At 67.8% G+C, this 12,648-nt stretch carries 13 protein-coding genes; 8 read left to right on the top strand and 5 right to left on the bottom strand.

Annotation, left to right across the window (positions count from 1 at the left end; translation table 11 throughout):
- Positions 1-78: 78 nt before the first annotated feature.
- From H6717_25095 to H6717_25075, 5 genes are all read left to right on the top strand, one after another.
- Positions 79-1,188 (top strand): AAA family ATPase, encoded by a 1,110-nt coding sequence (locus H6717_25095; GenBank protein ID MCB9580330.1) that lies wholly within the window; start codon positions 79-81, stop codon positions 1,186-1,188.
- Complete coding sequence (locus H6717_25090; protein MCB9580329.1) at positions 1,185-1,799, top strand: hypothetical protein; 615 nt, start codon at positions 1,185-1,187, stop codon at positions 1,797-1,799. Before H6717_25095 ends, H6717_25090 begins: the two co-directional genes overlap by 4 nt.
- A gap of 108 nt (positions 1,800-1,907) precedes the next feature.
- Positions 1,908-3,179 carry an Hsp70 family protein gene (locus H6717_25085; protein MCB9580328.1) on the top strand — a complete coding sequence of 424 codons (1,272 nt, stop codon included), beginning with the start codon at positions 1,908-1,910 and terminating at the stop codon, positions 3,177-3,179.
- A gap of 62 nt (positions 3,180-3,241) precedes the next feature.
- On the top strand, positions 3,242-4,426 hold the full coding sequence (locus H6717_25080; protein ID MCB9580327.1) for a hypothetical protein: 1,185 nt from the start codon (positions 3,242-3,244) through the stop codon (positions 4,424-4,426).
- Between the two features lie 16 nt (positions 4,427-4,442).
- Positions 4,443-5,027, top strand: a complete 585-nt coding sequence (locus H6717_25075; protein MCB9580326.1) for a hypothetical protein — start codon at positions 4,443-4,445, stop codon at positions 5,025-5,027.
- A gap of 34 nt (positions 5,028-5,061) precedes the next feature.
- Here the strand turns inward: H6717_25075 and H6717_25070 are convergent, their stop codons facing one another.
- Genes H6717_25070 through H6717_25055 form a run of 4 tightly spaced genes read right to left on the bottom strand, consistent with a single transcriptional unit; the run spans position 5,062 to position 8,342 of the window.
- A complete protein-coding gene (locus H6717_25070; GenBank protein MCB9580325.1) occupies positions 5,062-5,751 on the bottom strand; it encodes an arginyltransferase in 690 nt (229 codons plus the stop codon).
- 55 nt (positions 5,752-5,806) lie between these two features.
- Entirely contained in the window at positions 5,807-7,135 is a 1,329-nt protein-coding gene (locus tag H6717_25065; protein MCB9580324.1) for a 5'-deoxyadenosine deaminase, read from the bottom strand.
- Complete coding sequence (locus tag H6717_25060) at positions 7,132-7,515, bottom strand: cytidine deaminase (protein ID MCB9580323.1); 384 nt, start codon at positions 7,513-7,515, stop codon at positions 7,132-7,134. Before H6717_25060 ends, H6717_25065 begins: the two co-directional genes overlap by 4 nt.
- Positions 7,515-8,342: a purine-nucleoside phosphorylase gene (locus H6717_25055; GenBank protein ID MCB9580322.1), complete on the bottom strand. Its 828-nt coding sequence runs from the start codon at positions 8,340-8,342 to the stop codon at positions 7,515-7,517. The genes H6717_25060 and H6717_25055 overlap by 1 nt, the downstream gene beginning before the upstream one ends.
- 102 nt (positions 8,343-8,444) lie before the next feature.
- Between H6717_25055 and H6717_25050 the strand changes: the two genes are divergently transcribed.
- The 3 genes from H6717_25050 (at position 8,445) to H6717_25040 (ending at position 10,645) form a co-directional block, all read left to right on the top strand.
- Positions 8,445-8,783, top strand: a complete 339-nt coding sequence (locus H6717_25050) for a hypothetical protein (GenBank protein ID MCB9580321.1) — start codon at positions 8,445-8,447, stop codon at positions 8,781-8,783.
- 75 nt (positions 8,784-8,858) lie between these two features.
- Entirely contained in the window at positions 8,859-9,578 is a 720-nt protein-coding gene (locus H6717_25045) for a sigma-70 family RNA polymerase sigma factor (protein MCB9580320.1), read from the top strand.
- Positions 9,575-10,645, top strand: a complete 1,071-nt coding sequence (locus tag H6717_25040; protein ID MCB9580319.1) for a FecR domain-containing protein — start codon at positions 9,575-9,577, stop codon at positions 10,643-10,645. The genes H6717_25045 and H6717_25040 overlap by 4 nt, the downstream gene beginning before the upstream one ends.
- 89 nt (positions 10,646-10,734) lie before the next feature.
- Here H6717_25040 and H6717_25035 read toward each other — a convergent pair whose 3' ends face one another.
- Positions 10,735-12,603: a B12-binding domain-containing radical SAM protein gene (locus H6717_25035; protein MCB9580318.1), complete on the bottom strand. Its 1,869-nt coding sequence runs from the start codon at positions 12,601-12,603 to the stop codon at positions 10,735-10,737.
- Between the last annotated feature and the right edge of the window lie 45 nt (positions 12,604-12,648).

Below are 12,648 nucleotides of genomic sequence, written 5' to 3'. Positions count from 1 at the left end.
GTTGGTTGGTTCGGCGCGGAACCACGCGACGCGCCCTACGCTTCGCGAGGGGCGCGGGGAGTGCGCTATGATCCGCCAATGATCACGGAAGTCCGGCTCCAGAACTTCAAGAGCTTTGGAACGCTCCAAGCCGCCCCGCTCGAGGCGATCACGGTTCTGGTCGGCGCCAACAACTCCGGCAAGTCGAACTTCCTCAGCTTCGTCGACGTGGTGCGAGGAGAAGGCGGGGTATCGGCGTCGGACTTCCATCGACCGGCAACCGGAGACGGATCGCTGCGGGTCGAGTGGGACGCCTGTGTCAGATTGTCTCCCGCGGAAGCTCAGCCGCGGAAGGCATCCTGGACTTTGAGGGCGCAACCCGCCGGCGGATGGACAGAGCGGGTGGCTGTCGACGGAGCGGAAGCACTCAAGAATGTCTGGCCCGGCAAGCCGGGCTCGGCAGATATCGACGGGACCATGCTCAGCCCCGAGCGCAGCCTCGCCGCCTACGCCGTGACAAGGAGGCACGAGAGTAAGTCCATGCACGCAGTCCGTCAGCTCATCCTCCCCGCGTTGAGCGCGCGCGTGGTGCACTTGAGTGTCACGAGTCTACGCCAGCGGTCTTTCACTCAACAGAGTGTCGACCTGGCGGAGGACGGTTCGAATCTCGCCGCCGTCGTCGCCGGTTGGCGCATGGAGTTCCCCGAGCGCATGGCGCAGTTCGACGAGATCATCCAGAAGTGTCTTCCAGAGATGAGTCAAGTCCTGGCCCAGCCCGCAGAGAACGGTCAGGTCAGGCTCCTCTTCAAGCAACGCGACGGTGAGCGCTTCGACTCGACTCAGGTTTCAGACGGCGTTCTGGTGTTCGCCGGTCTCGTTGCTCACGCGCTATCCGCCCCGGAGGGCGCGCTCGTGCTCATCGAGGAGCCGGAGCGCGGAATACACCCACGGCGTCTTGCCGACTTCGTGGACCTGCTCCGAACCCTGGTGAGGGAGCGACGCACGCAGTTCATCATGGCGTCGCACTCCCCCGCCCTCTTGAATCTGTTCCGAGACGAGCCGGACTCGGTATTGCTGCTCCATCGCGCGGCCGATGGAACGAAGATCCGGCGGCTCTCGGACGCCGAAGACCTCGCAGAATCGCTTTCACGGGCCGATCCCGGTGAGCTGCTGGCGAACGGCGCGTTCAACGAAGCAGCGAATTTTTGACTCTACGAGTCGCCATCGCGAGCGAGTACGATCTCTACGACGGCGAGATCTACCGCTTTCTGCTCGAGAAGATCCTGGCGCAACCAGTGGAGCGCTGGGTGGGTGACTACTCGTTCACCGGCAATCGCTCCGTGGTCAAGCTCGCCCCGGCGTTCCTCGCGACGGCGGCGCGGGTGGGCATTCGCCACGCAGTGCTGGCGGTCGACAACGACGGCGGCGCGAAGCGACGACCAGAACACGACGAGGGACACGCGCCCGCACCCTTCGACATCGACGACGACGTACGCTGCAGGGAGTGCTGGCTGACGGCGTCAATTCCGGCGCGATGGTCGACCCTCGGCGGAATGACTTGCGTCGTTGTCCCAGTTCAAGTCGTGGAGACTTGGCTCTTGTGCGTTCGCGGAGACGAGTTCCCAAGAGAACCGGAGAGAGCGTTCGATCGACGGGCGCTCAAGACCCGCTTCTTCGGCAAGCCGATGCCACCGGTCTCGACCCGTATCGAGATGGCCATCGAGCTGCTCAGCGCTCCGCACGCGATGGGTGCTCTTCGCAAGCGGCCCAGCTATCTTCGCTTCGAGAAACGCGCTGTGGCGTGGAAGTCTGCCCGCTAATCCCGGGCGGGGATGCGCTCGATATTCCGCGTCTTACAAACGCCTCTGATAGCTTCACCGCATTTGGGGCAGATTGTAAATGGGGTCCGCGAAGCGCTGAATCCAGGCATGTCCAACGCCGTGCTCCACGCCGTAGATTTCGGCACCAGCAACTCGCTCCTGGCCGTGGTTCGGGCAGACGGCACGAGTGAGCTCTCCGAGCTGTCCCCCGACAGCGACACCCCGAGCGTGCTGAAGAGCGTGCTCTTCTTCACCCCGGACGACGGCTGGTCCTTCGGTGCCGACGCCATCCGCGAGTATTCTCGTGCCGGCGCCCACGGTCGGCTGCTCCGCTCCGTGAAGAAGTACCTGCCGGACGTCGGCTTCCGGGGCACACGCATCCATCGCACGCTGATGGGCATCGAAGATCTGATCGGCGTGTTCCTCCGCGAGATGCGCACCCGCGCCAATCGGCACACGGGCGCGGACGTACGCCGTGTGGTTCTGGGGCGCCCGGCGCGCTTCTCGGAGGACGACGAAGCGGAGGCGACGGCCACCGAGCGCCTGACGGCGGCGGCACGCATCGCCGGCTACGAGGACATCGAGCTGTACCCCGAGCCCCTGGCCGCCGCGCGGGACTTCCGCCACACGCTACACGGTCCAGAGCTGACTCTGGTCGTGGATCTGGGCGCCGGCACCTCGGACTTCACGGTGCTCCGCCTCCGGCCCGACGGCTACGATCCGAGCGACGTGCTGGCCATCGGTGGGGTGAGCACCGCCGGCGACGCCGTGGACGGCGCCATGATGCGCGGCAAGATCGCCGCGCACTTTGGCGCCAACGTTCGCTACCGCGTGCCGCTGGGCAACAGCCTCTTGACCATGCCCCGCCCCTTGGTGGAAGCCTTGTGCTCCCCCGCGGACGCCGCGCTGCTCGAGCGCAAGGACATCGTGGAGCTCCTCGACCGCGTGCGCTACGGCTGCGAGACCGAGACCGATCGCGAGGCCGTGGAGCGCTTGATCTGCGTGGGCGAAGATCGCCTGGGCTACGCCATCTTCCGCGCCATCGAGCAGACCAAGATCGCGCTCTCCGACGCGGGCGAAGCGCCCTTCGAGTTTCGCTACCCTGACGCCGACGTGACCGACACCGTGAGCCAAGACGAGCTGTCCACTATGAGCGCCGACGTCGTGCAACGCATCGTGGGCTGCATGGACGACACCCTGGCGCGAGCTGGGGTCTCCAGCACCCAGGTGGAGCGCGTGTGCCTCACCGGCGGCACCGCCCAGCTCGCCGCTTTGCGCCAGGAGCTCCGCGCGCGTTTCGGCGATTCGGTCGTGCTCCACCGCACGTTCCATTCCGTCGTCGGCGGCCTCGCGGAGCACGCGCGACATTACACGACCTAATTTCTCGGGCTGCAGCGCTCGTTGGACTTCCCTGCGACGGGAGCAGCAGACACATTGTCGTCATGCGATGGCTGGCAGCGGCTCTATTGTGTGTGGCGTGTGGCTCGAACGACGAAGCCGTCGCGCCGACGGCGGACGCGGGAAGCGCGAGCGGCGGGAACGCGGGCGCTAGCGGCGGCTCTTCGGGAACCGGCGGAAGCGGCGGAACCGCTGGCGGCAGCGGAACCGCTGGCAACGGCGGTGGCGGTTCCGGCGGCGGCGGAGGCACGGCCGGCACGGCCGACGGAGGCGGCGCAGGCGGCGCAGGCGGCGCGGGCGGCGGAGGCGGCGCGGGCGGCGCAGGCGGCGCAGGCGGCGGTGGCGATCCCTTCGTGCTCGGCAAGACCTGCCCCACGGCGGCCCTCACAGGCCCTCGAGTCGCTCTGAACGAGCTGACTCCCGACTCCGGCGTCATCACCCTTGCTACGCCCGGACAGATCTACGAACGCCGGCTGCTCGACGGACGCATCGTGGTGAAGGCGCCGAACGTCGTCGTTCGCGATTGCGTCATCCGCATGCCCGCTTCCACGACGGACATCCGCGGAATCTTCGTTGCGACCAGTGGTGCCACGGGTGTGAGCATCGAGCACAACCGCATCGAGGTACCCGCCGCCAACCGATCCTTTTACCAGGGCTACGGCATCCAGGGCTCCGGATTCACGGCGTCGCGCAACGACATTTCCGGCACTGTCGATGGCATCTCGATGGCCGGTGTCAATCAGCGCTCGTTCGCCATCGCCAAGGGCAACTTCATCCACGGCCTCGTGCACTACGACAACCCGCCCGACACCTCGCATGCCGACGGCTCACACAACGACTGCATCCAGGTGGAAGGCAACCTGACCTCCGTGAGCATCATCGGCAACAGCCTGCACGCCGGGCACACCTCCGCCGTGCTGGTCACGCAGGACAACGGCACCTACGACGCGCCCCCCGAGCTCACGGACAACTGTTTCTACATCGAGGACGCGAGCGCCGGCTCGATCCTCAACGTCAAATCCTCCATGACGCCAATCTCGGGGCTCGCCATCCTTCGCAATCGCTTCACCCGCGACCTTCCCGCCAAGGCGCGCATGATCCTCTACCCCGGTCACCTCGCCGTCGCGAACATCACCGCCACCGGCACGGACAAGAACCGATACGACACGGGGGACCCGGCGGACGTGGTGCCCGTGTGGAACGGACAGAAGCTGCTGTACGGCTACTGACTCGACTTCCGAGAGCATGTCGGTCCGGCGCGATGCCCGTCGCGCGCGTCCCCTCCGCGTCGTCTCTGATGTACCCTATGGCATCGCCTCCACGACGCTCCGCCCAGTCCTCTTCGCCGTCGCCCTCAGCGGAACCACGGGCTGCTACACCACGCTCTCGGGCGTGGCGTCCTACCGCCAGAGCCCGGGCGGCGGGGTGAGCTTGGCGTTGGACGGCATGGTGCTCGCGGAAGAGGTCAGCTACACCTCGCACTCTGGTGGCCCCCAGCCCAAGCTGCATGCGGTGCGCGGCGCCGTGTCCGCGGGCTATCCCGCCACGAAACCCAAATCGGACGGCCTCACCGTGGTCCCCCGAGCGTACATCGGCGTGGACCACAGCTGGAGCGCGCTAGGGTCGGACACCACGCTACCCATCGGACCCGAGGTCTCGATGCCCGTGCTGTTCGACGGCGAGTGGGGCTTCGTGTTCACGCCGCGCTACGTCTATCACGTGGGCAGCGACTGGGATCCCGACCGTTCCCACGAGGTCTCGCTCTCGATCGGCATCACCCAGTGCCTCGATCGCAAGAAGGAGTCCCCTTTGCCGCGCATGTGTTGGTGAAGCGCGGTAACCGCGGCGGACCGACAACAGAATCTCAGGAAAAGCGCTTCCAGCGGCCTTCCAAGAGGCGCTCGTGAGGGCGGAACTGTCCCTTGTAGACCATGTGCGGGCTGTCGGCGATGTAGAGGCCGAGATAGAGATAGGGCAGCGCGCGCTCGCGACACAGCTCGAGCTGTTTCAAGATCGAGTAAGTGCCGATGCTGAGCGATGCGTGCGCGGGGTCGTAGTAGCAGTACACCGCGGACAATCCCTGATCGCTGCGGTCCGTGATGGCAACGCCCACCAGCTCTTCCCCGAGGAAGTAGCGCAGCTCGAAGGTGTCGCAGCAGGTGTCCACGAGGAAGTCCTCGTAGCCTTGAGGGTCGATGGCCGCCTGGCCGTCGCTCAAGCCGCGACCGGCCTTGTGCCCGTTGTACAAGGACACGCGGCGACCATCCACGTGCGGACGACCAATCTCCGTGCGCAGCTCGCGGTTGCCGCGCGACAACACCCGACGATGACGGCGCGACAGCTCGAAGTCCGCGACGGGAATGCGGATGGGCTCGCACGCGGCGCAGCGCGGGCACTCCGTGCGATACAAGAGCGGACCTTGACGGCGATCCCCAGCGGCGAGCCGCGCTTCGAGCTCCTTGGGGCTCAGCCGCCGCACCGGCAGGCGCAGCGGCAAGCGCGCCACGCGATCCGGCAAGTAGGGACAGGGCGAGGGGCGGTCATAGACCACCAGCTCGGGCGGGATCTCCGGCAGGAGCGGGATGCTCACCCGGCGAGTGTGCCACGCCTCAAACGCCAGCGCGACGGGCCAAGCGACGCGCTTGTTGCCGTGCCATGGCGGCCACCCGCTCGGCGTCCAGCGTAGTGAGCTCTCCGTCCTGGACCAGGAAGCGTCCGTCCACCAGCACGTGCCGCACGTCGCGCGCCTGGGTGGCGTAGACCAGGGTGCTCACCGGATCCCAGGTGGGGGCCACGTGCACGTCGTCCATGCGCACCACCACCAGATCGGCACGCTTGCCCACCTCTACACTGCCGATTTCGTGATCCAGCCCGAGCACCTTGGCGCCGTCGATGGTGGCCATCCTGAGCACGTCTCGAGCTTCGAGCACGCCCGGACCGAAGCGCCCGGCGCTGATCAGGGCGGCGTGACGCATCTCCACCCAGGGATCGAGGTTGTTGTTGCAGGGCGCGCCATCTGGCCCGAGGCCCACCACCACCCCAGCCTTGCGCAGTGCGGCGACGCGAGCGATGCCGCTGCCCAACTTCAGGTTGGCACTGGGGCAATGGACCACACGGGTCTCGGCGCGAGCCAGGGCGCGGATCTGCCCCGCGCTCAGCTGCACAGCGTGCGCGATGGACGTGTGCGGCCCCTGCATACCCCAGCGGCGCAGCACCACCACGTCGTCGGCGCCTAGCGCAGCGCGCACGGCTTCACGCTCTCCCGCGTGCTCCGAGGCATGCGTGTGGAAGGCACGGCCCTCGCTCTCTGCGCGTTCGAGGGCACCGCGCACCAGCGCCTCGGAGCAGGAGAGGATGAAGCGAGGGATGTAGGCGTAGTGAATGCGACCCGAAGCCTTGCCATGCCAGGTCTTCGAGAGCCGCTCGGCGTCCCGCAGGTTCTCGCGCGTGCTCTGCCGCAAGCGGCGCGGCACGCCCTGTCCGCTGTCCATCAGGGACTTGCCGCCCAGCACGCGGATGCCGGCCCGCGCGCAGGCATCGAACACCACGTCGTGGTGGTGCACGGTGCCGAGATCCAAGAGCGCCGTGGTTCCCGCGCGCAGGAGCTCGGCCAGTCCGAGCTGGGCGCTGACCCGCAGCGAGCGTTCGTCGTGGGCGGCCTCGAGCGGCCAGATGCGCGTGCGCAGCCAGTCCAAGAGGGGCATGTCGTCCGCCATGCCCCGCATCAACGCCTGACACAGGTGCACGTGCGCCATGACCAGGCCGGGCATCACCACGTGGTCTCGGGCGTCGACGATCTTGGCCCCGCGAGGCACCACCAGGCGACCGATGGCCTCGATGCGATCCCCGGACACGAGCACGTCGCCACGGATCACCCGGTCCTGCTCGTCGCAGGTGACTACCGTCGCGCCCCGCAGCACGATCTTGGATGTCGTCATTTGTCGAAAACGAAGGGCTCCGGCAAGAGCGCGGCCAGGGTCGTGAGCTTCTCACCGCTCGGGCACACGGCGAGCACCTCGGTGTCGTCCGCGAACTCGAGCAGCACCTGCCGGCAGATGCCGCAGGGCATGACCGGCGCGTCCGCGTCCGTGACCACCACGATCTGGCGGATTTTCCGGGCGCCGGCGGCCACCATGGCGGAAACCGCGGAGCGCTCGGCGCACACCGTTCCGCCGTAGCTCGCGTTTTCCACGTTGCAGCCCGCGTATACGTTGCCGTCCTCGGCGCGCAGGGCCGCGCCCACTCGGAATTTGGAGTAGGGCGCGTGGGCGTGCTGCTGCACCGCCGTCGCGGGCGCGATCAGATCCTTTATGTCCATCATGTGAGACCCCCCGTGAGCTCGACCCAGCGGCCCAGCACCCGCACGAAGCGTTCGCGCGTTCGCGTGGCCACCTCTTCGACCTCTTTGTGATCCAGAAGACCGCCGGACATCCCGGCGGCCAGGTTCGTGATGCAGCTCATGGCCCCCACGCGCACTGCGCGGTGACGCAAGGCCAACACCTCCACTACGGTGCTCATGCCCACGGCGTCGGCCCCCAGGGTGCGCAGCATGCGGATCTCCGCGGGCGTTTCGTAGCTGGGGCCGAGCATCGCGGCGTACACGCCCTCCCGCAGAGGCGAACCGGCATCTTTCGCGGCGCGACGCCCAGCCTCGAGGATGTCCTCATCGTAGGCCTGCGTCATGTCCGGAAAGCGCGGCAAGCCCTCCGGGTTCGGTCCTACCAAGGGATTCTGGGCCGTCAGGTTCAGGTGATCGGTGATCAGCATCAGATCCCCCGGCGCGAAATCCGTGTTCACGCCCCCGGCCGCGTTGGTGAGGATCACCGCGCGACATCCGAGCCGGGCCAGGAGCTTCACCCCGAAGGTGACGGTGTCGAGGTCGTGTCCTTCATAGAGGTGGACGCGCCCCTGCAGGCACGCCACCTCCACCTCGCCCACACGGCCCAAGCACAGGTTGCCGGCGTGCCCCACCACGGTGGAGCGGGGCATGTGGGGCACCTCCGCGTAGGGCACCTTCGAGAGGTCCGAGAGCGAATCCCCGAAGGCCCCCAGTCCCGAGCCCAGCACGACCCCCACTCGGGGGCTCTGGGGGCGGCGGCCCCGGATCATTTTTTCAGCCTCGAGAAGACGGTCTTCCGCGGTCATCAGGGGCACTTTTCCAGAACCCGGAGCCGGGGGAAAAGAAGATTGTGGTCCCGCCGGCCGGTGCTATCGTCCGCGCCCTTCAATCAAACCGAGCGGAGAACCATGGCTACGAAGTTTGCGGAGTTCCTGGAAGCCAACAAGATCGACCCCCGACGCCTGCTGGCCGTCAGCCATCGGCTGGAGCAGCTGAAGCCGGAAGATCGGCGTCTCAAGCTGAAGAAGCGCCAGGGAGGCGCGGAATCCGCCCCGGCGGCAGAGGGTGAGGAGAAGAAGGCTCCCCCGAAGCCCCGCAGCGGTCGTCCGGTCACGCCCCAGCTCCTCAACGCGGCCAAGGAAGGCAAGAAGCTCTCTGGCCCCGGCAAGACCCGCCTGCTGCGGGCAGTCAACCGCATCCTGGAGCAGAAGAAGAAGGACGCGGTCGACCTCCGCGCCCTGTTCTAGGCCGCTTTCCCCGTAGATACGGGAACTTGTGAGCCGAGATGAAAATCCGGGGTCGGGCGCGCATCCAACTCTCTGATGCAGGCCGTAGCTCTGGCGCTGGAGCACTCGTGGCCCCCCGTAGCTACGTCCCCTTCAGCGTCCCGACAGACCCTTAGGAACCTCCGCTTGGCTCTCGACGAAGAGCTCGTTGCGCGCTGCCAGGAAGGCGACACCGTCGCCTTCCGAGAGCTCTTTCGTCTGCATCGCAGCGACGTCGCTCGTCTCGTCCAACGCATGCTGAGCGGCCGCACCTCCGACGTGGAGGACGTGGTCCAGGAGGTGTTCCTCCAGGTGCACCGCAGCATCAAGGACTTCCGCGGCCAAGCCCGCTTCTCCACCTGGCTCTATCGGGTGACCGTGAACGTGGTCTTGATGCACCGCCGGGCCGCCAAGAGCCGCCCGGTGCTGGTGGAGCAGCCCGAAGGCCACATGCCCGAGGATCACGACCCGCTGCCGGACGAGCAGGTCGCGCGACGTACCCGCGTCGCCGCCTTCGGACGCCTGCTGGAGCGCATCAGCGAGAAGAAGCGCACCGTTTTCATCCTCCACGAGCTGGAAGGAATGCCCGCAGCGGAGATCGCCGAGGTGGTGGGAGCTCCCGTGCTCACGGTCCGCACTCGGTTGTTCTATGCTCGCAAGGAGCTCGCCGACATGCTGCGAGAGGAACCCAGCTTGGCCGCCCTGGCGGATAGCCTCGATAGCGACGCGCGTCCCCGCCGAAAGCGCGGCTCTCGCGTGCGAGAGGAGCGGACGTGATGGAACAGCACGACGACAAGCTCGACGCACTCGACCGTGTGGTGGACGACCTCAAGCAGGAGCCCACGGCGGATCTGGATTGGGACCGCATGGAGCGTTCCCTCATGGCCAAGGTGGAAGCCCAGCCGCTCCCCGCGCAGCGCTTCCCCTGGGCCGGCGCGCTCGCCCTGGCAGCCGCCGCAGCGCTCGCCATCTTCGGCTGGCGCGCCCTGTCTCCAAGCTCACCCGCGTCGGCGCCACAGGCGTCAAGTCCTGCGGCGCCGACGCGCGTGTTTACTGCCGCCACGATCGACGGCGCCACGCTTCGCGTTGGCGATCGGGTCGAGGCCAAGGGACACGACGTCGTGGTCACCCACTCCGGCAAGGCCACCTGGACTCTGGCTCAGGGCAGCCAGGCAGAGGTGGCGGAGCTCGGCCAGCACCTCACGGTGAAGCTCACTTCCGGCGAGGTCTCCAGCAAGGTGGTACCGAGCCCCAAGCCGGAGAGCTTCGCCATCGAGGTCGAGGGCACCCGTGTGGCCGTGCATGGCACCCAGTTCACCGTGAAGCGCGGGACGAACCGCGCGGAGGTCGCCGTTCGTGAAGGCGTGGTCGCGGTGGGCCCCACCGGTCATCGTGGGAACACCGAGGGCTGGCTGCTCGGCGCCGGAGATAGCGGCAGCTTTTCCCTCGACGGCCACGACGGGACGGTCACGCGCGCAAAGACGGCAGCGGTGGAGCCGGAAACGGAGCCGGACGCGCCGAAGCCGGTGCGCGGCGCGCCGCCGGTCGCCAAGCTGCCGGAGCGCCCCAGCGTGAACGAGCTCGAAGGGGCGCTCGATCGAGTGTCGGGCGCAGTGACGTCCTGCTTTGCAAGGCACACCAGTGAGCAGGCGGGCGTGCGTGTCACCGCGCGCAGCCGTGCGTCCCTCGACTTCGGCGCCGACGGCAAGCTCATCGCGCTCGGATTCGATCCGCCCCTCGCGCCCGCCGTCGAGCAATGTACTCGCGACGCGACCCGGAAGCTCAGTGTGAGCCGTAGCCAGAGCGGCGCGAGCACCACGCGCAGCATCCTGCTCGGCCCCTGACGCGAGACCGGGGCGCGACGTTACCGCGCCGCGCCGACAAGCTTCTGCTGGAAGATCTTGTCGGGACGGCGCGGCACCACACTACGCCCTCAACGTTTCTGGATGTCGATCGGCGGCGGCGCCGCTTCAGCGACTCCGTCGTCCTCGATGTACGGCTCCGGCGCCATCTCGGCCACGCCGTCGTCGTCCTGAAAAGGAGGCTGCGTCGTGCCGGCATCCGGGTGCTCCCCGGGAAACGGCTCGGGCTCGTCGATGGGGGGAGGCGCTGCCTCGGCCACGCCGGGATCCGGATGCATTTGGCCACCGCCACAGCCAATGAGCGTGGCGGCCACGAGCAGCGCCATGGCATGCCGCGGGATCCGGCTCGGCCGCGGACGGTCCGCGACGGCGTACTGGATCACGGGTTCCACGATGCCGCCGATGCGCTCACGGAATCGGCAGATCGCCTCACGATGCTCCGCTCGCGTCGCCACCTCCCGGGTCCGAATGGACGCCACCGCGTCGAGCAAGCTCGGCGCGTCGTCCCGTTCCACACTTCCACACGCGATGACGAGCTCGCGAAACAGCGCCGCCGTCTGGAGGTTCAGCTCCAGCTGCCAGGCAGCGAAGTCGCGCACCAACGCTTCTACGACGGGACCGTCGTAGAAGTGATTCAGCACGGCAAGCTGATGGTCCAGCCGGATGGCGTGACCCAAGACCTCGTCCCGACCCCAACAGCGGCCGGCGAACAGCTCCCGCCCGACGCGCCACACGCGCGCCACGCGCTCGTCGCGATAGCTGTAGGTGCGGGCCATGTAGCTGCCCCGAGCGCGCCCCTCGCTGAGCATTCGCTGCTCGAGGGGCGTTCCGGCGTACAGCTCCGCGCGGCAGTAGTTGAGCGGATGCGCAGGATGGCGCCGCACGAAGTCCAGATCCGCCAACATCGACTCGATGGTGGCCTCTGGATTGAAGATGATCATGGTGTACTGCGAAGAGACCCCATGCTCTTCGCACAGCGAGAGCGCGCGTTCCGCATCCGCGGTGGTCTGCCGACGGCCGATGGAATCCAGGCCGCATTGGCTGCCCGATTCGATGCCCATGAAGATGCGCAGCAAGCCCATGCGCTTCAGGGTTCGTAGCGACGCGGGATCCAGATCTTGCGGACCGCACTTCATCACGATGCCGATGTCCCGCATGCCGGCAGCTTCGATGGCCTGCTCGAATTCCGCGAGGCGCTCCGCGTTCTGGCGCGCCGAGGGGACCAAGAAGTTGTCGTCGTGGAACACGAACTGGCGAACGCCCCGGCGATGGTATAGCTCCGCCAGCTCCTCCACCACGCGGCTCGGCGTGCGCCGACGGAAGCGCGGTCCCGGCGCCATGCGATGCAGGGTGGTGATGCAGCAGTAGTCGCAGCGCCGCACGCAGCCGCGGCTGCCCATCACGTACGCGGTGGGCACCCCAGCCACCAGCCGCGCAGGGCCGGAACGATCGGGCGGCGGCAAGGAGTCGATGTCCGCGAGGGCCGGGCGGAGCGCGCTCCTTGCCGGCGCACCGCCAGCTCCGCGAAACGCCACGCCGTCGACGGTGTGCGCCCGCGCCAAGAGGTCCGGACCGAGCTCCGCCAGCTCCACGAGGGTCTGCTCGCCTTCGTGGAGCACGATGAGATCGAGGGCCGGGTAGTCGCGGAGTAGCTCGTCGGCGGCGCAGGAGGCGAAATGGCCGCCACCGATGACGGGCTGCTCCGCTCGCTGCGCCTTCAGCGCCGCGGCCAGCTCGAGGAACTCCGGCGCCCGCACCTGGAACGACAGAGACAGCCCCACGGCGTCCGCCGCGCGCGAGCGAGAGAGCACGTCCGCGGTGTCCGCCGTGCTCGAGAACGCGACGATCTCGGCGGCGTGCCCAGCGCGCGTCAGGGAAGACGCCAGATAACCCAGTGACAGATTGGACTCGAGGTCCGGCCCCACGAGGAGAAAACGCATGGCCACTCCTTTCCCGAGCCGATGATACGCGCGCCCCCACCCAGG

It is taken from the genome of Polyangiaceae bacterium, assembly GCA_020633235.1.
GTDB lineage: Bacteria > Myxococcota_A > Polyangia > Polyangiales > Polyangiaceae > JACKEA01.
This window is presented reverse-complemented; position numbering and strand designations above follow the sequence as displayed.